General features: G+C 71.9%; 21 protein-coding genes and 1 riboswitch. Of the genes, 14 read left to right on the forward strand and 7 right to left on the reverse strand.

All coding sequences use genetic code 11. From position 1 onward, the window contains the following. Window positions 1–178 precede the first annotated feature (178 nt). The gene (locus tag J3486_RS14045) at window positions 179–802 is read right to left on the reverse strand and encodes a TetR/AcrR family transcriptional regulator (RefSeq protein WP_207820612.1); all 624 of its coding nucleotides are present in this window, start codon (window positions 800–802) and stop codon (window positions 179–181) included. A 121-nt stretch (window positions 803–923) separates the two neighbouring features. Here J3486_RS14045 and J3486_RS14050 point away from each other — a divergent pair, with 121 nt between their 5' ends. After that, window positions 924–1,919, forward strand: coding sequence for an ABC transporter permease (locus tag J3486_RS14050; protein WP_207820613.1), 996 nt, complete (start codon window positions 924–926; stop codon window positions 1,917–1,919). A gap of 172 nt (window positions 1,920–2,091) precedes the next feature. Here J3486_RS14050 and J3486_RS14055 read toward each other — a convergent pair whose 3' ends face one another. Continuing rightward, the gene (locus J3486_RS14055) at window positions 2,092–2,382 is read right to left on the reverse strand and encodes a type II toxin-antitoxin system Phd/YefM family antitoxin (protein ID WP_207820614.1); all 291 of its coding nucleotides are present in this window, start codon (window positions 2,380–2,382) and stop codon (window positions 2,092–2,094) included. Window positions 2,383–2,465: 83 nt separating this feature from the next. On the opposite strand from J3486_RS14055, the gene J3486_RS14060 reads away from it, so the two are divergent. The 4 genes from J3486_RS14060 to J3486_RS14075 all read left to right on the forward strand — a co-directional run bounded on the left by J3486_RS14060 (window position 2,466) and on the right by J3486_RS14075 (window position 5,035). Beyond that, a complete protein-coding gene (locus tag J3486_RS14060) occupies window positions 2,466–3,101 on the forward strand; it encodes an ATP-dependent Clp protease proteolytic subunit (RefSeq protein ID WP_207820615.1) in 636 nt (211 codons plus the stop codon). Between the two features lie 7 nt (window positions 3,102–3,108). Further along, entirely contained in the window at window positions 3,109–3,417 is a 309-nt protein-coding gene (locus tag J3486_RS14065; protein ID WP_207820616.1) for a hypothetical protein, read from the forward strand. 336 nt (window positions 3,418–3,753) lie between these two features. Further along, window positions 3,754–3,955, forward strand: a riboswitch (cyclic di-AMP (ydaO/yuaA leader). A 3-nt stretch (window positions 3,956–3,958) separates the two neighbouring features. After that, window positions 3,959–4,432: a C40 family peptidase gene (locus tag J3486_RS14070; protein WP_207820617.1), complete on the forward strand. Its 474-nt coding sequence runs from the start codon at window positions 3,959–3,961 to the stop codon at window positions 4,430–4,432. Between the two features lie 75 nt (window positions 4,433–4,507). Beyond that, window positions 4,508–5,035 carry a DUF6328 family protein gene (locus J3486_RS14075; protein WP_229377976.1) on the forward strand — a complete coding sequence of 176 codons (528 nt, stop codon included), beginning with the start codon at window positions 4,508–4,510 and terminating at the stop codon, window positions 5,033–5,035. Here the strand turns inward: J3486_RS14075 and J3486_RS14080 are convergent. Next, on the reverse strand, window positions 4,974–5,600 hold the full coding sequence (locus J3486_RS14080; RefSeq protein WP_207820619.1) for a LysE family translocator: 627 nt from the start codon (window positions 5,598–5,600) through the stop codon (window positions 4,974–4,976). The genes J3486_RS14075 and J3486_RS14080 overlap by 62 nt on opposite strands. Before the next feature lie 126 nt (window positions 5,601–5,726). Between J3486_RS14080 and J3486_RS14085 the strand changes: the two genes are divergently transcribed. Then, a complete protein-coding gene (locus J3486_RS14085; RefSeq protein ID WP_207820620.1) occupies window positions 5,727–6,647 on the forward strand; it encodes a LysR family transcriptional regulator in 921 nt (306 codons plus the stop codon). 7 nt (window positions 6,648–6,654) lie between these two features. On the opposite strand, the gene J3486_RS14090 is transcribed toward J3486_RS14085, so the two are convergent. Beyond that, complete coding sequence (locus tag J3486_RS14090) at window positions 6,655–7,113, reverse strand: ATP-binding protein (RefSeq protein WP_207820621.1); 459 nt, start codon at window positions 7,111–7,113, stop codon at window positions 6,655–6,657. A gap of 284 nt (window positions 7,114–7,397) precedes the next feature. Here J3486_RS14090 and J3486_RS14095 point away from each other — a divergent pair, with 284 nt between their 5' ends. Both J3486_RS14095 and J3486_RS14100 read left to right on the forward strand, forming a co-directional pair. Continuing rightward, window positions 7,398–8,312, forward strand: a complete 915-nt coding sequence (locus J3486_RS14095) for a helix-turn-helix transcriptional regulator (RefSeq protein WP_229377977.1) — start codon at window positions 7,398–7,400, stop codon at window positions 8,310–8,312. Further along, the gene (locus tag J3486_RS14100; protein WP_207820622.1) at window positions 8,309–8,533 is read left to right on the forward strand and encodes a DUF397 domain-containing protein; all 225 of its coding nucleotides are present in this window, start codon (window positions 8,309–8,311) and stop codon (window positions 8,531–8,533) included. The genes J3486_RS14095 and J3486_RS14100 overlap by 4 nt, the downstream gene beginning before the upstream one ends. Here J3486_RS14100 and J3486_RS14105 read toward each other — a convergent pair. After that, a complete protein-coding gene (locus J3486_RS14105; RefSeq protein ID WP_207820623.1) occupies window positions 8,517–9,689 on the reverse strand; it encodes an 8-amino-7-oxononanoate synthase in 1,173 nt (390 codons plus the stop codon). The two genes, J3486_RS14100 and J3486_RS14105, sit on opposite strands and share 17 nt — an antisense overlap. Window positions 9,690–9,859: 170 nt before the next feature. On the opposite strand from J3486_RS14105, the gene bioB reads away from it, so the two are divergent. The 4 genes from bioB to J3486_RS14125 all read left to right on the forward strand — a co-directional run bounded on the left by bioB (window position 9,860) and on the right by J3486_RS14125 (window position 14,009). Continuing rightward, window positions 9,860–11,008 (forward strand): biotin synthase BioB, encoded by a 1,149-nt coding sequence (bioB, locus tag J3486_RS14110; RefSeq protein WP_207820624.1) that lies wholly within the window; start codon window positions 9,860–9,862, stop codon window positions 11,006–11,008. Next, window positions 11,001–12,296, forward strand: coding sequence for an adenosylmethionine--8-amino-7-oxononanoate transaminase (locus J3486_RS14115; RefSeq protein ID WP_207820625.1), 1,296 nt, complete (start codon window positions 11,001–11,003; stop codon window positions 12,294–12,296). Before bioB ends, J3486_RS14115 begins: the two co-directional genes overlap by 8 nt. A 7-nt stretch (window positions 12,297–12,303) precedes the next feature. After that, a complete protein-coding gene (bioD, locus tag J3486_RS14120; protein WP_207820626.1) occupies window positions 12,304–13,032 on the forward strand; it encodes a dethiobiotin synthase in 729 nt (242 codons plus the stop codon). Window positions 13,033–13,337: 305 nt separating this feature from the next. Further along, window positions 13,338–14,009 carry a class I SAM-dependent methyltransferase gene (locus J3486_RS14125; RefSeq protein WP_207820627.1) on the forward strand — a complete coding sequence of 224 codons (672 nt, stop codon included), beginning with the start codon at window positions 13,338–13,340 and terminating at the stop codon, window positions 14,007–14,009. A gap of 137 nt (window positions 14,010–14,146) precedes the next feature. Here the strand turns inward: J3486_RS14125 and J3486_RS14130 are convergent, their stop codons facing one another. Then, window positions 14,147–14,485: a fic family toxin-antitoxin system, toxin component gene (locus J3486_RS14130; protein WP_207820798.1), complete on the reverse strand. Its 339-nt coding sequence runs from the start codon at window positions 14,483–14,485 to the stop codon at window positions 14,147–14,149. Between the two features lie 46 nt (window positions 14,486–14,531). Then, window positions 14,532–14,771 carry a toxin-antitoxin system HicB family antitoxin gene (locus J3486_RS14135; RefSeq protein ID WP_207820628.1) on the reverse strand — a complete coding sequence of 80 codons (240 nt, stop codon included), beginning with the start codon at window positions 14,769–14,771 and terminating at the stop codon, window positions 14,532–14,534. Window positions 14,772–14,887: 116 nt separating this feature from the next. Between J3486_RS14135 and J3486_RS14140 the strand changes: the two genes are divergently transcribed. Both J3486_RS14140 and J3486_RS14145 read left to right on the forward strand, forming a co-directional pair. Then, window positions 14,888–15,688: an ABC transporter ATP-binding protein gene (locus J3486_RS14140; protein WP_207820629.1), complete on the forward strand. Its 801-nt coding sequence runs from the start codon at window positions 14,888–14,890 to the stop codon at window positions 15,686–15,688. Between the two features lie 9 nt (window positions 15,689–15,697). After that, window positions 15,698–18,262 carry an ABC transporter permease gene (locus J3486_RS14145; protein ID WP_207820630.1) on the forward strand — a complete coding sequence of 855 codons (2,565 nt, stop codon included), beginning with the start codon at window positions 15,698–15,700 and terminating at the stop codon, window positions 18,260–18,262. Window positions 18,263–18,269: the final 7 nt, after the last annotated feature.

The raw sequence follows: 18,269 nt of genomic DNA on the forward strand, positions 1-18,269 counted from the left end.
CTTCGCTCCGGGCCGTGCGGGGCCCGGCTGCCGCGGCCACCACGACGGATATAGATGTAACACACAAGAAATGCGCGCGATCTTGCGCACCCCGGCTACGAAAACCCCTGGTGGCGTGGGTCGCAGGCTAGTTGGACGGAGTTTCAACGACGTTAACCGTTGATTGACCGCGCCATGGTCAACCGCTGACTTCCCCCATACCCGTCAGGTCGCGCACCCCCCGCTCCAGAGCGTCGAGCGGCACCGATCCGAAGATGGCCTGCTGGGCGATGAACCCCTGGGCGGCGGCGATCAGCGTGGTCGCGACGGCGGCCGGATCGGCATCGGCGCGGATCATGCCCGCCTCCCGGTACGCCTCGACGATCCGCACCCAGGCCGCGTGCACCTTTCCGAAGCCCTCCTGGATCACCTGCGCGAGCCGGGGGTCGCGCAGCGTCTCTGTCCAGACCTGGACCATCAGGCGCGCGAAGACCGGCGCCCCGTCCGCCACGAGGCCGGGGCGCAGGCCGTGCACATCGCCGAGCACCTTCCCGAGCAGCTCGTGCGGCGGCGGGGGCGGAGTCTGCCCGGCGGCGTCCTCGTAGACGGTCCGCACCTCGTCGAGGACCTCGGTGACGATGGCGTGGATCAGCTCCTCCTTGCCGCCGAAGTAACGGTAGACGGCACCGGCGGAGAGTCCCACCTCCTTGAGCACGTCCTGCATGGAGGTGGCGTGGAAGCCGTTGCGTGCGAAGCAGAGCGCGGCGCCGTCCATGATCTGGCGGCGGCGGGCGTCGAGGTGTTCCTGGGATACGCGGGCCATGCCCGTCAAGTTAAAACGAACGTTCCTTCTTGACAAGGCGCCACCCGGCCGGGACAGTGAGGGCGCCGCGTAAAACGAACGATCATTCTCTATAACTCCACGGCTCTCCCGGGAGGACCCGATGCCCGCTCTGCACCGCAAGTCGGCCGCCGCCGTCCTGCTCGTCCCGCTTCTCGCGGCCCTCGCCCTGTGGGCCTTCGCCTGGCCGGCGACGCGGACAGCTCCGCGCGACCTGCCGCTGGGTGTGGCGGGCGCGCCCGCCGCCGCGGCCCCGGTCGAGCGACGACTCGCCGCCCGGGACGGCGCGTTCGAGGTGCACCGTTACGCGGACGAGGCGGCCGCCCGTGCGGCGATCGAGGACCGGAAGGTCTACGGGGCGGTGGTGGCCACGCCGGACGGGCCGAAGCTGCTGACGGCCTCCGCGGCGAGCCCCGTCGTGGCGCAGCTGCTCCAGCAGGCGCTGACGGCGCAGGCCCCGGCGGGCACGAAGGTGACCACGGTCGACGTGGTGCCCGCGCCGGCCGCCGATCCCCGGGGCGCCGCGCTGAGTTCGAGCATTCTGCCGCTGGTCATCGCCGGGGTCGCCGCAGGCGCCGCGGTCACGCTGATGCGGCTGCGCGGGGTACGGGCGGTCTGCACTCTGCTGGGCATCGCGGCCGTGGTCGGGATCGTGGGGGCGGCGCTCGCGGACAGCTGGCTGGGGGCGCTGACCGGTGACTGGTGGACCGAGGCCGGGGTGCTGGGGCTCACCTCGCTGGCGATCTCCGGGTCCGTCGCCGGACTCGCCGCCCTGCTCGGCCCCGCGGGCATCGGCCTCGGCGCGGTCACGATGGTGCTGCTGGGCAACGCGTTCTCCGGGGTCGCTTCGGCGCCGCAACTGCTGCCCGAACCGGTGGGCGCCATCGGCCAGTTGCTGCCGCCGGGCGCCGGGGGCTCGCTGCTCCGCTCGGTCGCGTACTTCGACGGAGCGGCCGCCACGACGCCGGTGATCACGCTCGCCGCGTGGGCCGGACCGGGCCTGACCGCCGTCCTCCTCGGGAGCCTGCGCGGACGGCGCGCGGCCGGGACCGCGGGACGGACGGCGGCTCCCGCTCCGGTCCCGGAGCCGGTGGGCTGAGCCCACGGGTCCGCGACGGACCGACCGCGCATCCCCGCCGTAGCGGACGGGGATGCGCGGTCTTTCTCTGTCGCTTCGCGTTTCCGTCTCTTCGCGCGCACGGGCAGCGCGCACGGGCAGCGCGCACGGACGACGCGCACCGACAAACGGCGTGTGCGCGGCCGGAGTTCGGCTACCTGACCTCGGGGCCGCGGTGCTCGGCCGCGATACCGAAGCGCTGTCGTTCGCCCGCAGCGGACGGCAGGGAGCCGATCCGGGACACGGAACTGATCACGGGCTCCTCGGCCCGATCGGCCGCCCGCTCTCCCATCGCTTCGAGTCGTTCCAGGTCAGCCGCCGATACCAGGGCGACGAGCGGCTTGCCGTGCCGGGTGACGACGACACGTTCGTCGCCGTACACCACGCGGTTGATGAGGTCGGCGAGCTCAGCCCTGGCTTGCGTCACCGGAATCTCGTAGGCCATGCTCGCCATCGTACGTCATGTACGTCCTGTACATTTTTTACAGAGACAGCGACGCCAGAGACAGCAGCGCCCGAGGAGGAACCATGAACCGCCCGTCCGGCCGTTACGTCCTGCCCGAGTTCACCGAACGCACGGCGTCGGGGCAGCGCACGCTCGATCCGTACTCCAAGCTCCTGGAGGAGCGCATCGTCTTCCTCGGCACCCCGGTCGACGCCACGTCGGCCAACGACGTGATGGCGCAGTTCATGCACCTGGAGTACCTGGCGCCCGATCAGGACATCTCGCTCTACATCAACTCCCCCGGCGGCGACTTCAGCGCCATGACCGCGATCTACGACACGATGCAGTACGTCAATTGCGACGTGGAGACGACGTGCCTGGGGCAGGCCGCGTCCGTCGCCGCCGTGCTGCTCGCCGCCGGGACGCCGGGCAAGCGGACGATGCTGCCCGGGGCGCGCGTGGTGCTCGACCAGCCCGCGCTGCCCGAACCGGCCCAGGGCCAGCCGACCGATCTGGAGATCCAGGCCCGCGAGATGGTGCGCATGCGCGAGCAGTTGGAGGAGTTGCTCGCACGCCACACGGGCCGGCCGAAGGACCGGATCAGCGCGGACATCGAGCGGGACACCGTGCTCACGGCGGAGCGGTGCCGCGACTACGGCCTCGTGGACGGCGTCATCAGGAACCGCGTGGCGACGCTGCGCGCACCGGGCGCGAGGTGAGGCGCCGGTGTTTCCCCAGGAGCTGCCGCCGCTGCCCGCGCTGACCCGTGCCGAGTGCGAGTTCGTGGACAGCTATCTGGAGGTGGTCGACCTGCTCGCGCGCATCAATCCGGCGCGCGGCGACGACACCTACCGGGGGCTGCGCGCGGCCCAGGCGCTCGTGAGCCGGGCGACGGCGCTGCGGGACGCTCTCACGCTGATGCACCAGCGGGGCGAGAGCGAGGTGCACGCCGCAACCCTGACCCGTGCTCTGCGCGTCCTGGACGGAGAGAGGCGGACACAGAGGGTCACTTTGCCGCCAGAACCGGTCGGATGACACACCGTTGAGGTCGTCCGACGGCACCTCGGTGCCCAAGTCGTCCGCTGCGACGGCGAAACGGCCCAGATGGTGTACCCCCGGATGGCGTAGACGTTCGTAGTCTCAGAAGCCCGGAAGACTTGCGCAGCGAGCGTACGCGCACACCGGAATTTGCGGTTCCGCCGCTGGTACGGGCGTGGTCGGGGATGGCCGCCCGGGTCCGAAAGCCGCACTGTCCACCTGAACGGGTCAAGCGTGAGGAGCCTCACTTACCGCCGGTTCAGCTCGGATTTCGTGTCGGTCGTGCGTGAAGATCCCTTCCGACGACAAGCCCCCGCCACCACGGCGGGGCGGTCCGTGCGGACGCCGAGTCCTGCCGCCGCCCGGATGCCAGGTCGACAGGAGTGGATCGGCAGGAGTGGAGGACCCAGGTACGACGGGTCGCCGCAGCACCCGCTGCGAGCAGCCCTTGGGGTGAAGCCGCGTCATGCGGCCGGGCGTCTTCGCCGGTCCGAACCCGACAGGTCATCCTTCGCAGGCGGCTGACGAAGGGTTGCGCATGACTGCGCTCAATCGTGTCCCCTCTCTGCTGACCCGGGCCGGCACCGCCTCGGTCCTGACCCTCGCCGTCGCCGGAGCCGGACTCATGGTTCCCGGTGCGGCGGCCGAGGCGTCGGCGGCAACCGTCTCGACCAAGGCACTGCAGGTCGCGGCCTCGAAGAAGGGATCGCCGTACAAGTGGGGCGCCACCGGGCCACATCGGTTCGACTGCTCGGGCCTGACGCTCTACTCATTCAAGCGGGCGGGCAAGAAGCTGCCCCGCACCGCCGCGCAGCAGTACAACAAGACCCGTCACATCTCCGCATCGCACCGCCAACGCGGTGACCTTGTGTTCTTCTACTCGGGCCGGAGCGTCTACCACGTCGGGATCTACGCCGGTAAGGGGCGGATCTGGCACTCCCCGAAGACCGGGGACGTGGTGCGACTGCAGAAGATCTGGACCAGGAGCGTCTGGTACGGCCGGGTGCGCTGACGCCCGTGCACACGTCCTGCGGACGGGCCGGGCGCCAGGCCCGTCCGCAGGACTGAGCCTCCGATTCATGGTTACTTGTCACACGTGGAAGAGCGGAACGAGACACCCCTGGAGCGGGCCGACCGGAACTTCGGTGAGCTGTTGCAGGAACTCCGTGTCGTCCAGACCGGGGTGCAGTTTCTGTTCGCTTTTCTCCTCACGCTGGCTTTCACCCCGCGCTTTCCCTCGCTCGACACGGTCCAGCGCGCCACCTACGTGACGACGCTGCTGCTCGCGGTCGTGGCGGCGGCGCTGCTCATGGCTCCCGCCGCGGTGCACCGCGTGCTGTTCCAGCTGGGGGCCAAGGCGCGGATCGTGGGGATCTCGTCCCGGCTCGCCGCGTACGGGATGACAGTGCTCGTCCTCGCGCTCACCGGCTCCGTGCTGCTCGTCGTCGACGTGACGCTCGGCAGGGCCGCCGGCATCGCCGCGGGCGCCGGTACGTTCCTGGTGTGCGCGGGGCTGTGGGCCCTGCTGCCCGGGCTGCTGCGCCGCGCCCTGCTCAGGCGAACAGCGGCTCCAGCAGGAGCACCAGGGCCAACGCCACCAGAGCGCCGCCCGTGACCGCCTCCAGCCGTCGCGCCATGCGCGGCCTGCGCAGCCAGCGGCCCAGGCGGTCCACCAGCAGGGCCACCGCCGGGAACCACAGCAGCGCGAAGGCGACCACGATCGCCGAGAGGACCGCGGTGCGCGGCAGCGCGGGGCTGCCTGCGGGCACGAACTGCGGCAGCACGCTCAGGAAGGTGATCGGCGCCTTCGGGTTGAGGGTGTTGGTCAGGAACCCCTGGCGCAGCGCGCCGCCCGTCGGGACACCCGTCTCGTCCGGGGCGCCCCGCTCGCTCAGCGGCCGCAGCGCCGACTGCAGTGTCCGCGCCCCCAGGTGGAGCACGTAGACCCCGCCCGCGATCTGGAACGCCCGGAACAGGGCGGGCACGGCGGTCAGGACGGCCGCGACCCCGGCGACGGCGAGCGCGGTGTGCACCAGGAGGCCGCCCGCGACACCCAGCGCACAGGCGACCCCGGCGCGGCGCGAGACCAGGGAGTTGCGTACGACGACGGTGAAGTCGGCGCCGGGCAGCGCGACCATGCCTGCGGCGACGCCGGTGAAGGCGATCAGTTGAGCGTCCATGCCCGCAGCCTGCCCGAGCCGGGCCTCAAGCAGGTATGTGCAATATTCTGAGTCTGCCTAAAGCGTTGCTTAACCCCCAGTGCCGCTGGCACTCCCCTTGTGTCCCCTCGGCTGCGGAGGCCGTTCATGTACGACCCGACGCGGCTCGCCGCGCTGGTGGCGGTCGCCGAGTCCGGATCGATCACCCGGGCCGCCCGGCGGCTCGGGTACACGGTCCCCGCGCTGTCCCAGCAGCTCGCCAAACTGGAGCGGGAGGCGGGCACCGCGCTGCTCGTGCGGCACCACAAGGGGGCCAGGCTGACCGGGGCGGGCGAGCTGCTCGTGGTGACCGCGCGGCGGGTGCTCGACGAGATGGAGCGGGCACGGCACGAGCTGGCACGGCTCGCGGGCCTGTCGGGCGGGCGGCTGCGGCTCGGTACGTTCACGACGGCGGGGACGCATCTGCTGCCGCCCGCGCTGACCGCGTTCCGCCGGGCGCATCCCGATGTGGAGCTGACGGTGGCGGGGTACGAGCCGCCGCACGGGATCGCGGCGGTCGCGGCGGGCGAGGTGGACGTGGCGCTCACGCACGCCTACGAGCCCGCGGAGCCGGTCGTGGTGCCGTCGTCGGTGGTCCAGGAGCCGCTGCTCGTCGAGGAGCTGGTGCTGGTGACCGCGCCGGGACATGCGCTGACGGCGGGCACGGCGGGGACGGCCCGGCTACCGCTGGCGGAGCTCTCCAGGCAGCCGTTGATCAGCATGGCGCCGACGCATCCGCCGCGCCAGGGCGTGGAGTCGGCCCTCTCGCGGGCCGGGGCCACACCGTCGGTGCGCGTCGAGACGCCGGGCTACGCGCTGGTGTGCGCGTTGGTGAGCGCCGGTCTGGGGGTCGCGGTGGTGCCGGAGATGGTGGCACGGATGTCCGCGACGCCGCTCGGGGTGCGGCGGTTGGACCCGGGGGATCTGCGGCGCACGATCTCCGTGGTGTGCCGGGCGGACGAGACGAACCCGGCCGTGGACGGGTTCCGGGCGCTGCTGCGCGGGGCTTTCGGCAGGACGTCCGGCTGACGCGGAATCAGATGCCGTTCTTCGGGCGGCCGTTGCCCCCGACGACCGGAGTGTTCCAGGGCAGCGCGATCCACACGGTCTTGCCGCCCTCGGCTGTCGGGCTGACCGAGAGTCTGCCGCCGCACTCCGCGGTGAGACAGCGGATGATCACCATGCCCCGCCCGTTGTCCTGCTGCACGGCGGCGGGCAGTCGCTTGGGATAGCGGGGGTGGCTGTCGGTGACGCCGATGCGCAGCCGCTCGTCCCGTTCGAGCTCCACGTCCACGGTGAACGTGGGCGACTGGCCGAGGGTGTGCTGCACCGCGTTGGTCGCGAGTTCGGAGACGATCAGCCGGACGGTGTCGGCGGTGTCCGTGTCGCCCGGCATGCCCCACTCCGCCAGTACGTTGCTCACGTACCTGCGGGCCGCGGAGACCGAGGCGGGATCGCTCGGCAGTGTCACGGATGCTTCCTTGTGGTCTGCCATGGCGACGTCGTCCCTTTCCCGTCGGGGCCGCTTGACCGCCCGCCGCGGATCCCTCACGCACCGGCCCCGGCTGCTGCTTCGCGCCAGAGTGCCACTTGGACGCGCTCTCGTGGTGGCGATCCCCCAAGATATGCATATATCTGTCGCTCGAAGCGGTGAACTCTGCGACGGTAGACCGTATTTGGGCGAGCGCACGCCGGTTCCTCTACCGTCTGCTCAGGAGCCGTCCTCGCAGGGGCCGGGAAGGAGAACGGCCACGCGACCTGAGGACCAGAGGAGTCGGTATGAAGTACGGTCCCGCGGTACGTCGACGCAAGCTGGGTGCCGAATTGCGCGCGCTGCGGGTACGGGCCGGGCTCACCAGTGGTGAGGCTGCGCGGCTCGTCGGATGGCACCAGTCGAAGGTGAGCCGGATCGAGACGGGGCGCAGCGGCGTGAAGGCGTCGGACGTACTCCTTCTCCTCGACGCGTTCGACGCGAAGGACCCGCAACTCCGCGAGCTCGTCGTGGCGTTGGCCGGATCGGAGGACGCGGGCGGGCACCACTGGTGGCACCCGTACCGCGGGCTGCTCCCGCCGGCCTACCGCGACTTCATCAGCCTGGAGTCGCAGGCCTGCCGGATCCGGACGCTGGAGACCAGCGTGATGCCCGGCCTGCTGCAGACCCCCGAGTACGCGTACGCCGTGACGCGATCGGTGCTGGCGGGCACATCCGAGCGGCATATCGAGGCATTGGTCGAAGTACGCCTGGCCCGGCAGGAAGTACTGCGCGCGCAGACACCGCTGCAGTTGACCGCTGTACTGGACGAGGCGGTGCTCCGGCGCGAGGTGGGCGGGAAGGGCATTCTGCAAAGGCAGTTGGCACATTTGGCCGAGGCGGCCCAGTTGCCGCATGTCCGAATCCAGGTGCTTCCGTTCTCCGCAGGTGGGCACATCGGTATCACGGGCTCTTTCGTTGTGTTTTCATTTCCGAACACAACTGATCTGGATGTGGTTGTTCTCGACCATTTGACGAGTAGCCTCTACCTCGAGCGGAAAGAAGACCTCAAGGCGTACACGGATGCCTATGAGGCGCTTCAGCTCCAAGCCCTTTCGCCCGAGGACTCGTTGGAGTTCATCGCACAGATCGCCGGTCAGCCGGGTGGGACGGGGTCGCCGACGCCTCGTCGTGGTCCGGCACTGCGTAAGGAGGCACCATGAATGCACTGCCTCGGTACGTTTCGGACAGCACATCACTGAGTGGCGCGCACTGGCGGCGCAGCAGCCGCAGCGGCGGCGCCAACAACTGCGTCGAGGTGGCCCCCTTGCCCACGGGGTCCGCGGCCGGTCTGACGGCCGTCCGTGATTCGAAGCGCACGGCGGGACCCGCCGTGCTCTTCACCCCCTCCGCCTGGGAGGGCTTCGTCAACTCCCTGCGCTGACAGCGCCCTGGGGAGCGGCGCGGCTGATCACCCGTACGGCCTCGGCGATCTGCTCGTCGGTGAGGTCGGCGCGGGCGGTCAGCCGCAGCCGTGAGACACCGTCCGGGACCGACGGCGGACGGAAACAGCCCACCACCAGGCCCGCCGCCCGGCAGTCCGCCGCCCAGCGCACCGCGTCGTCCGGCGAAGGGGCTCGCACGGAGACCACGGCAGCGTCCGGGCGGACGGCCGAAAGACCCTCGGACGTGAGGAGTTGATGCAGCGTCGCCGCGACCTCGCGGGCCCGTGCCGCCCGCCGGGGTTCGCGGCGCAGCAGCCGCAGGGCGCCGAGCGCGGCGCCCGCGGCGGCCGGTGCGAGGCCGGTGTCGAAGATGAACGTACGGGCCGCGTTGACGAGATGCTCGATGACCGGCGCCGGGCCGAGGACCGCGCCGCCCTGGCTGCCGAGGGACTTCGAGAGGGTCACCGTGGCGACGGTGTCGGGGGTGCCCGCCAGGCCCGCCGCGTGCGGGGCGCCGCGACCGCCCGCACCGAGCACGCCGAGTCCGTGCGCGTCGTCGAGGACCAGTCCGGCCCCGAACTCCCTTGCGCTCTCCGCGAGTTGACCCAGCGGCGCCTGGTCGCCGTCGACGGAGAAGACGGTGTCCGAGACCACCACGGCCGGCCCCGCATGGGTGCCGAGCGCCTTGCGGACGGCCTCCGGGTCGGCGTGCGGCACGACCTGGGTGGCGGCGCGGGCGAGCCGGCAGCCGTCGATGAGGGAGGCGTGGTTGCCCGCGTCGGAGACGATCAGCGAACCGTGCGGGGCGAGCGCGGTGACGGCCGCGAGGTTCGCCGCGTAGCCGGAGGACAGCACGAGCGCGGCCTCGAACCCGCAGAACTCGGCGAGTTCCCGCTCCAGTCGGGTGTGGAGTTCGGTGGTGCCGGTGACCAGCCGCGAGCCGGTGGCGCCGCCGCCCCAGCGGTGTGCCGCCTGTACGGCGCCGTCGACGGTCTCGGGGTGCCGGGCCAGCCCCAGATAGTCGTTGCTGGCGAGATCGAGCAGCGGGGAGTCGGCGGGGCGCGGGCGCAGGGTGCGCACGAGTCCGGCCGCCGCACGGGCGCGGTGCTGCTCTCCTAGCCAGCCGAAGGCGGGGGTGCGGTGCGCTGGGGCCATGACTCCCTCTGGGTACGGGTCGGTGCAGGGCACGGGTCTTTGTAGGTAATGCACAGACCCTAGCCGCCCCGCCACTCGCCCAGGATGTGGCAATACCCACACGCCGAGCGCCGTCCTTTGTCCGAAGCCTCCTTTCCCTCGGCCGCTTCGATAAGCCAGGATCAGGCTCCATGGACCTGCTGAACACGCTGGTGGACAAGGGGCTTCGGCGCGAGATGCCGAGCCGTGAAGAGGCGCTCGCCGTACTGGCGACGTCGGACGACGAACTGCTCGATGTGGTGGCCGCGGCCGGCAAGGTGCGCCGTGAGTGGTTCGGGCGCCGGGTGAAGCTCAACTATCTCGTCAACCTCAAGTCGGGCCTGTGCCCGGAGGACTGCTCGTACTGCTCCCAGCGGCTCGGCTCGAAGGCGGAGATCCTCAAGTACACCTGGCTGAAGCCGGACGAGGCGTCGAAGGCGGCCGCGGCCGGGGTCGCGGGCGGCGCCAAGCGGGTCTGTCTGGTGGCGAGCGGGCGCGGGCCCACGGACAAGGACGTCGACCGGGTCGCGCAGACCATCGACGCGATCAAGGAGCAGAACGAGGGCGTCGAGGTGTGCGCCTGTCTCGGTCTGCTCTCCGACGGCCAGGCCGAGCGGCTGCGTGACGCGGGCGCGGACGCGTACAACCACAACCTGAACACGTCCGAGGCGACGTACGGGGACATCACGACCACGCACACCTACGCGGACCGGGTCGACACCGTGCAGAAGGCGCACGCGGCGGGGCTCTCCGCCTGCTCCGGGCTGATCGCGGGGATGGGCGAGAGCGACGAGGACCTGGTCGACGTGGTCTTCGGGCTGCGTGAACTCGACCCGGACTCGGTACCGGTCAACTTCCTGATCCCCTTCGAGGGGACGCCGCTGGCCAAGGAGTGGAACCTGACGCCGCAGCGCTGCCTGCGGATTCTGGCCATGGTCCGGTTCGTCTGCCCCGACGTGGAGGTGCGGATCGCGGGCGGCCGCGAGGTGCATCTGCGCTCGATGCAGCCGCTGGCGCTGCACATCGCCAACTCGATCTTCCTGGGCGACTACCTGACCAGTGAGGGCCAGGCCGGCCAGGCGGACCTGGACATGATCGCGGACGCCGGGTTCGAGGTGGAGGGCACCGACCAGGTGACGCTGCCCGAGCACCGTACGGCCGACGGCTGCGGTTCCGTGTGCGGCTCGAAGGAGTCGGCGTGCGGGAGTGCGCCGGAGACCGCCGACGTGCCGGAGGCGCGGACCGATCTGGTCGCAGTGCGCCGCCGGGGCGCGGGGACGGATCTCGCCCCCAATGCCTGAACCGCGCGTCGCAGACATCCCCGACGTCACGGAACTGCTCGACCTGGACCGCCGGCACGTCTGGCACCCGTACGGCCCGATGCCCGGCAGGCAGCAGCCCCTGGTCGTCGAGTCGGCGGCCGGGGTGCGGCTGCGGATCGCCGGGCACGGCGAGCTCGTGGACGGGATGTCGTCGTGGTGGTCGGCGATCCACGGCTACAACCACCCGGCCCTGAACGAGGCGGCCCACGGCCAGCTGGAACGCATGAGCCATGTCATGTTCGGCGGTCTCACGCACGAGCCCGCGGTACGCCTCGCGCAGCGCCTTGTCGACATGTCGCCCGACGGTCTCGAGCATGTCTTCCTGGCCGACTCGGGGTCCGTGTCGGTCGAGGTCGCGCTGAAGATGTGCCTGCAGTACTGGCGCTCGCTCGGCCGGCCCGGGAAGAGCCGGATGCTGACCTGGCGCGGCGGCTACCACGGGGACACCTGGCAGCCGATGTCGGTGTGCGACCCCGAGGGCGGGATGCACGGGCTGTGGGCCGGGGTGCTGCCCCGGCAGGTGTTCGCGGACGCGCCGCCGAGCACGTACGAGGAGTCGTACGCGGATCATCTGCGCGAGACGATCGCGCGGCACGCGCACGAGCTGGCCGCCGTGATCGTGGAGCCCGTGGTGCAGGGGGCGGGCGGGATGCGGTTCCACTCCCCCGCGTATCTGCGGGTGCTGCGGGAGGCGTGCGACGCGCACGACGTGCTCCTCGTGTTCGACGAGATCGCCACGGGGTTCGGCCGCACGGGCGCGCTGTTCGCGGCGGAGCACGCCGCGGTGACGCCCGACGTGATGTGCGTGGGGAAGGCGCTGACCGGCGGCTATCTGACGCTGGCCGCGACGCTGTGCACGGCGCGGGTGGCCGAGGGGATCTCGCGGGGCGAGGTGCCGGTGCTGGCGCACGGGCCGACGTTCATGGGGAACCCGCTGGCCGCCGCGGTGGCGTGCGCCTCGATCGACCTGCTGCTCGGGCAGGACTGGCGGGCCGAGGTGAAGCGGATCGAGGCGGGCCTGCGTGACGGCCTGTCAGCCGCCCTGGAGGTACCGGGAGTTCGTGACGTACGGGTCCTCGGCGCGATCGGGGTCGTCCAGCTCGACCACGAGGTGGACGTGGCGGCGGCGACGCGCGCGGCGGTCGCGGAAGGGGTGTGGGTGCGGCCCTTCCGGGACCTCGTCTACACCATGCCGCCGTACATCACGGGGGACGAGGATCTGGCACGGATCGGCCGCGCCGTGTGCGCGGCCGCGCGGGAAGGATGAGACGGGCATGACCGTGTGGGTGGTGACCGGGACCGGCACCGAGGTCGGCAAGACCGTGACGACCGCAGCGCTGGCGGCGGTCGCCGTGCGGGCCGGGCGTTCGGTGGCGGTGCTCAAGCCGGCGCAGACCGGGGTGGCCCCGGGTGAGCCCGGTGATGTCGACGACGTGGTGCGGCTCGCCGGGGACGGGGTGACGGGGATGGAGCTCGGGCGGTTCCCCGAGCCGCTGGCTCCCGGGACGGCCGCCGCGCGGGCGGGTCTTCCGCCCGTGCGGCCCGCCCAGGTCGCCGAAGCGGCGGAGAAGCTGGCGGCGTCGCACGATCTGGTGCTGGTGGAGGGGGCGGGCGGGCTGCTCGTGCACTTCGACGAGAACGGGGGGACGCTGGCGGACGCCGCGCGGTTGCTCGGGGCGCCGGTGCTCGTGGTGGCGCGGGCCGGGCTCGGGACGCTGAACTCCGTGCAGTTGACGGCCGAGGCGTTGCGGGCGCGGGGGCTGACGCAGACCGGGGTGGTCATCGGGAGTTGGCCCGGGGAGCCGGGGCTGGCGGAGCGGTGCAATGTCGCGGATCTGCCGGTGGTCGCCGGGGGCGGGCTGCTCGGGGCGGTGCCGGCGGGGGCCGGGGCGCTGGGGGCCGCCGAGTTCCGGGAGGCTGCGGGGGGCTGGGTCGGGGCTGAGCTGGGTGGGGTGTGGGACGCCGCGGAATTCGCCCGGAGGTGGAGGGTGCCTGCGCCTTAGGGGGCGCGGGCTGTGTCCATCAGCGGCTCCGCCGCGGGGGCGCGACCAGCCCCCACCGGAGCCGCACCCGGCGAGGGCGCGACCGGGACCGAGCTGGAGGCCGCCCGGGAGCGCTCACCCCGCGCCGGGGTGCCGCCTTGCCCACCCTGCCGCCCATGGCGGCAGATTGCCCAAGGCGGGTGGGCGCGACCGGCGGCGGATTGCCCAAGGCTTCGGGCTCGGGAGATTGCCCGACACGGGGTGGGACGAGGTGGGTCGTTCGGGGAAGACTCGGGGGAAGAGTCGGCGGTGTGGAGGAGGACGCCATGGTGGGTCGGCCTCGGAAAGTGGTGGGGGACGCCGTGCACCATCCGGTGTTCGCGCGGTACTACGCCCGGTTCAGCGAACGCGCGGAACCGTTCATGGCCCCGGTGCGGCGCGAGCTGGTCAGAGGGCTTTCGGGACGGGTCCTGGAGGTGGGCGCCGGGAACGGGCTGAACTTCCGGTACTACCCGGGGGCCGTCTCCGAGGTCGTCGCCATCGAGCCCGAGCGCGGCCTGCGGCAGGCGGCGGTCGAGGCGGCGCAGCGCGCGGAGGTGCCGGTGGACGTGGCGCCGGGTGCGGCGGAGGCGCTGCCGGTGAAGAGCGAGGCGTTCGACGCCGTCGTGCTCTGCATCGTGCTGTGCAGCGTGCGGGACGTGGCGCGGGCGCTGGGCGAGGTGCGGCGCGTGGTGCGGCCCGGCGGCGAGGTGCGGTTCTTCGAGCACGGACGCGCCCCCGGGCGCGGGATGCGCAGCGTGCAGACGGGACTCGACCGGACCGTGTGGCCGCTGCTCTTCGGCGGGTGCCACACCGGCCGGGACACGCTCGGCGCGCTGAACACGGCGGGGTTCGAACTCGACGAGTACCGGGATCTGTTGATGCCCGAACGCGGGCCGCGGCTGCCGACCTCGTACTGCGTGCTCGGCACCGCACGACGGCCGGCGCCGAGGGACTGAAGCGGGCGTGTGCGGCGTCCGGCTGCCCACGTGCGGCAGCTGCGGCGGAGCGGCCCGCCGGACGGCCTCCCGGGCGGCCCCGACCCCTGCGGCGGCGCTCTCCTGCGACCGGTCCACTCCGACGTCCGGCCGGCGTCTCACTGGCTCCAGCCGTGCAGTTCCTTCTCGATGTCGTGGATGCTCGCGCCGCCCCGCTTGACCAGGCGGGCAAGCTCCCTGACCTGTTCCGGTGACGTCGTCACGGGAACGCCGCTCGCGACCAGGTAGGCATAGGCGACGGCGGTCGCGTACATCGCGTTCGAGCGCTCCAGCGCCGGTACGTGGATGAGGAGTTGGAGCAAGGAGGCGGCGCGGGCCTGCGGGGTTTCGTAGACCTGGACGTCGAGTATCCGCGCGGAGTGCCGGGCGACCGCGGCCACGAGGGCGCCCCAGTCCGTGACCTGCGGGTCGCCAGGGGTCTTCTGCTCGGCGACCATCAGCAGCCAGGCGAGGTCGACCGTGAAGTGCGGGGGACCGCTCGCGTCACTCAACGGGCCGGCGCCGGCCTTCCGCGTCCGTACCGAACTCCTCGGCGAACACGGTCTCGTACCGCTTCATGAAGTCCGCGGCGGCGTCGACGAACGCACGGCCCTGCTCCCCCGCGTCCCGCCGCACCAGTTCCTCGATGTAGCGGTTGACGCTCATGCCGCGGGCCAGGGCCCGCTCCCGGGCGGCGCGGGCGGTGTCCGCGTCCACCCGAACGTTCAGCTGGGTCTTCGGCATGACCCCACGCTAGCGCCGGGCCGCTAGCGCCCGCAAGACGGGTCGCTCCGGGGTGCACCGGACTATCCTCGTAGCCGACCCGGTGAACAACTGGCCTGCGATGCAAGGGAGTTGGGGTGAGGGATGCGGATGTGGTCACGGATGTGGTCGCCGCGCGGGCCAGGGGCCTGACGAAGGCGTACGGATCCGGGGAGACCCAGGTGCTGGCGCTCGATTCCGTGGACGTGGACATCGCGCGCGGGCGGTTCACGGCGGTGATGGGCCCCTCGGGCTCGGGCAAGTCCACGCTCATGCACTGCCTGGCGGGACTCGACACGGTCTCGGCGGGACAGGTGTGGCTGGGGAAGACCGAGATCACGGGGCTCAAGGAGCGGGAGCTGACGCGGCTGCGGCGCGACCGGGTGGGCTTCATGTTCCAGTCCTTCAACCTGATCCCCACGCTGAACGCGGCCGAGAACATCACGCTGCCGATGGACATCGCGGGCAAGCAGCCGGACCGCGCGTGGCTGGACCAGGTCATCGAGACGCTCGGGCTGCGGGACCGGCTGAAGCACCGGCCCGCCCAGTTGTCGGGCGGGCAGCAGCAACGCGTGGCGTGCGCGCGGGCGTTGGCGGCCCGCCCCGAGCTGATCTTCGCGGACGAGCCGACCGGCAACCTGGACTCGCGGGCGGGCCTGGAGGTGCTCGGCTTCCTGCGCGAGGCCGTGGACGACCTGGGGCAGACCGTGGTGATGGTGACCCACGACCCGGGCGCCGCCGCCCACGCCGACCTGGTCCTCTTCCTCGGCGACGGCCGTCTCGTCGACGAGATGCGGGAGCCGACGGCCGACGCCGTCCTGGAGCGGATGAAGCAGTTCGACGTCGTACGCGGTCTGCCCGCGCCGCACACCACCGATCAGCCGAAGCCGCGGACGTAGGACGGGGTCATGCTGAAGGCGACGTTACGGAGTTTCCTCGCGCACAAGGGGCGCCTCGTCCTGTCCGCGCTCGCCGTGGTGCTCTCGGTGGCGTTCGTCGCGGGCAGCCTGATCTTCTCCGACACGGTGGCCCGCACCTTCGACCGGCTGTTCGCCTCGACGTCCGCGGACGTCCAGGTCGGCCCCGAGGAGGACGACCTCAAGGAAGCGGTCCCGTCGGGCGAGGTACGCACGCTGTCCACGTCGGTCGTCCCGCGGATCAGGGCCGTCGACGGGGTCGCGGCCACGCACATCGACGCCGAGGTCGAGAACATCACGGTCGTCGACCGGCACAACGACTCGGTCGGACCGACCACGGGCGCCCCCACCATCGCCACCAACTGGGACCCCACCGACCGCAGTCCGGTCCGGCTGACCTCGGGACACGCGCCGCACGGCGCCGGTCAGGCGCTGCTCGACGCGGACACCGCCGACAAGAAGCACGTACGGATCGGCGACACGCTCACGGTCCTGGCCAGGCCCGGATCGTTCAAGGTGCGGATCGTCGGCATCGCGACGTTCCGCACCACGAACCCGGGCGCCGCCCTCGTCTTCCTCGACACCCCGACGGCGCAACGCAAACTGCTCGGTGGTCTCGGCCGGGCGACGAGCGTCTCCGTGGACGCGAGCCCCGGTGTCAGCGACGCCGTACTGAAGCAGCGAATCGCGCGACAGCTGGGCAGCGGCTACGAGTTGAAGACGGCGAAGGAGGAGGCGAAGTCGGCCGCCGAGGACCTGGGCGGATTCCTGGATGTGATCAAGTTTGTGATGTTGGGCTTTGCCGGGATCGCCGTTCTCGTCGGGGTCTTCCTGATCGTCAACACGTTCTCGATGCTGATCGCCCAGCGGACGCGGGAGTTGGGGCTGCTGCGGGCGCTCGGCGCCGACCGGCGGCAGGTCCGGCGCTCGGTGCTGACCGAGGCCGTGCTGCTGGGGATCGTCAGCTCGGCCGTCGGGTTCGGGCTCGGGGTGGGGCTGGCGGCCGGGCTCATCAAGCTGATGGGCGTCTTCGGGATGAACCTCAAGTCGACAGAGATGGTGGTCAGTTGGGGCACGCCGGTCGCCGCCTTCGTGGTCGGTGTCGGGGTGACGTTCGTGGCCGCGTACCTGCCGTCGCGGCGGGCGGCCCGGGTCTCCCCCATGGCGGCGCTCGCCGACGCCGAGATCGCGGGCGTGGGACGTCCGCTGCGGACGCGGGCCGTCGTGGGCGTCCTGGTGGCCGCGGCCGGGGCGGCCGCGCTCGTCGGGTGCGCGGTGGCGACGAAGACGAAGCCGGCGAGTTCGCTGCTCGGGCTCGGCATCGTGCTGACCCTGATCGCCACGGTGATCGCGGGCCCGCTGCTGGTCCGTCCGGTGATCCGGGTGCTCGGCGCCGCGTTCCCCGTCGTGTTCGGCTCGGTCGGGCGGATGAGCCGGCGCAACGCGCTGCGCAACCCGCGCCGCACCGGCGCCACCGCCGCCGCCCTGATGGTCGGGCTCGCGCTGGTCGCGGGCATGTCCGTGGCCAGCGCCTCCATGAGCAAGTCCTTCGACCAGCAGATCGACAAGACGCTCGGCGCCGACTTCACGGTGCAGAACGCCAACTTCGTGCCGTTCCCGCAGGAGGTCACCGACAGGATCAGGAACACGGAGGGCGTCGGCCTCGTCGTACGGCAGCGGTTCACCGCCCTCGCCGTGCACATGCCGGACGGCAAGCGGGTCAGGACGACGGCGGCCGGCTGGGACCCGCAGGTCGACTCCGTCGGCCATGTCACGTATGCGCGGGGCGACACCGCGCAGGCGCTCGCGCCCGGCCGCATCGCGCTGGACAAGAGCTTCGCCGACGACCATCACGCGCGCGTGGGCAGTGTGCTGCCGGTCGAGTTCCCCGGCGGGCAGCGCGCCCGGCTGACCGTGGGCGCCCTGACCGACCAGGGAGGCAGCAACTTCGGTCTGCAGGGCGGCTTCTACCTGGGGATGTCCACGCTGCTGAAGTACGTGCCCGGCGGTCAGGACTCCGCGGTGTACCTCAACGCCGCGCCCGGCACCTCGGACAGCACCCTCCGCGCCCGCCTCGACAAGGCCCTCGACCCGTATCCGCAGGTGCAGGTGCGTGACCAGTCGGACTACAAGAAGCTGATCCACGACCAGATCGCGGTGCTCCTGTACCTGGTGTACGCGCTGCTCGGGCTCGCGATCGTGATCGCGGTGCTCGGTGTGGTCAACACCCTCGCCCTGTCGGTCGTGGAGCGCACCCGGGAGATCGGGCTGCTGCGGGCGATCGGCCTCGCGCGCCGGCAGCTGCGGCGGATGATCCGTCTGGAGTCGGTGGTGATCGCCGTGTTCGGGGCGGTGCTCGGGCTCACGCTCGGCCTGATCTGGGGGGTGGCCGCCCACCAGGTGCTCGCCCTGGCCGGGATGACGGCGCTGGCGATCCCGTGGTCGACGATCGTCGCCGTGGTCATCGGTTCGGTGCTCGTGGGGCTCGCCGCCGCGCTGCTGCCGGCGCTGCGGGCGTCGCGGATGAACGTACTGGCGGCGATCGCGCACGAGTGAGGGGATG

The organism is Streptomyces sp. VRA16 Mangrove soil, from assembly GCF_017377775.1.
Classification (GTDB): domain Bacteria; phylum Actinomycetota; class Actinomycetes; order Streptomycetales; family Streptomycetaceae; genus Streptomyces.

Coding starts and splice junctions, on each gene's coding strand:
- J3486_RS14045 (WP_207820612.1), bottom strand. CDS start 802: ATGGCCCGCGTATCCCAGGAACACCTCGACGCCCGCCGCCGCCAGATC.
- J3486_RS14050 (WP_207820613.1), top strand. CDS start 924: ATGCCCGCTCTGCACCGCAAGTCGGCCGCCGCCGTCCTGCTCGTCCCG.
- J3486_RS14055 (WP_207820614.1), bottom strand. CDS start 2,382: ATGGCCTACGAGATTCCGGTGACGCAAGCCAGGGCTGAGCTCGCCGAC.
- J3486_RS14060 (WP_207820615.1), top strand. CDS start 2,466: ATGAACCGCCCGTCCGGCCGTTACGTCCTGCCCGAGTTCACCGAACGC.
- J3486_RS14070 (WP_207820617.1), top strand. CDS start 3,959: ATGACTGCGCTCAATCGTGTCCCCTCTCTGCTGACCCGGGCCGGCACC.
- J3486_RS14080 (WP_207820619.1), bottom strand. CDS start 5,600: ATGGACGCTCAACTGATCGCCTTCACCGGCGTCGCCGCAGGCATGGTC.
- J3486_RS14085 (WP_207820620.1), top strand. CDS start 5,727: ATGTACGACCCGACGCGGCTCGCCGCGCTGGTGGCGGTCGCCGAGTCC.
- J3486_RS14090 (WP_207820621.1), bottom strand. CDS start 7,113: ATGGCAGACCACAAGGAAGCATCCGTGACACTGCCGAGCGATCCCGCC.
- J3486_RS14095 (WP_229377977.1), top strand. CDS start 7,398: ATGAAGTACGGTCCCGCGGTACGTCGACGCAAGCTGGGTGCCGAATTG.
- J3486_RS14100 (WP_207820622.1), top strand. CDS start 8,309: ATGAATGCACTGCCTCGGTACGTTTCGGACAGCACATCACTGAGTGGC.
- J3486_RS14105 (WP_207820623.1), bottom strand. CDS start 9,689: ATGGCCCCAGCGCACCGCACCCCCGCCTTCGGCTGGCTAGGAGAGCAG.
- bioB (WP_207820624.1), top strand. CDS start 9,860: ATGGACCTGCTGAACACGCTGGTGGACAAGGGGCTTCGGCGCGAGATG.
- J3486_RS14115 (WP_207820625.1), top strand. CDS start 11,001: ATGCCTGAACCGCGCGTCGCAGACATCCCCGACGTCACGGAACTGCTC.
- bioD (WP_207820626.1), top strand. CDS start 12,304: ATGACCGTGTGGGTGGTGACCGGGACCGGCACCGAGGTCGGCAAGACC.
- J3486_RS14125 (WP_207820627.1), top strand. CDS start 13,338: ATGGTGGGTCGGCCTCGGAAAGTGGTGGGGGACGCCGTGCACCATCCG.
- J3486_RS14130 (WP_207820798.1), bottom strand. CDS start 14,485: ATGGTCGCCGAGCAGAAGACCCCTGGCGACCCGCAGGTCACGGACTGG.
- J3486_RS14135 (WP_207820628.1), bottom strand. CDS start 14,771: ATGCCGAAGACCCAGCTGAACGTTCGGGTGGACGCGGACACCGCCCGC.
- J3486_RS14145 (WP_207820630.1), top strand. CDS start 15,698: ATGCTGAAGGCGACGTTACGGAGTTTCCTCGCGCACAAGGGGCGCCTC.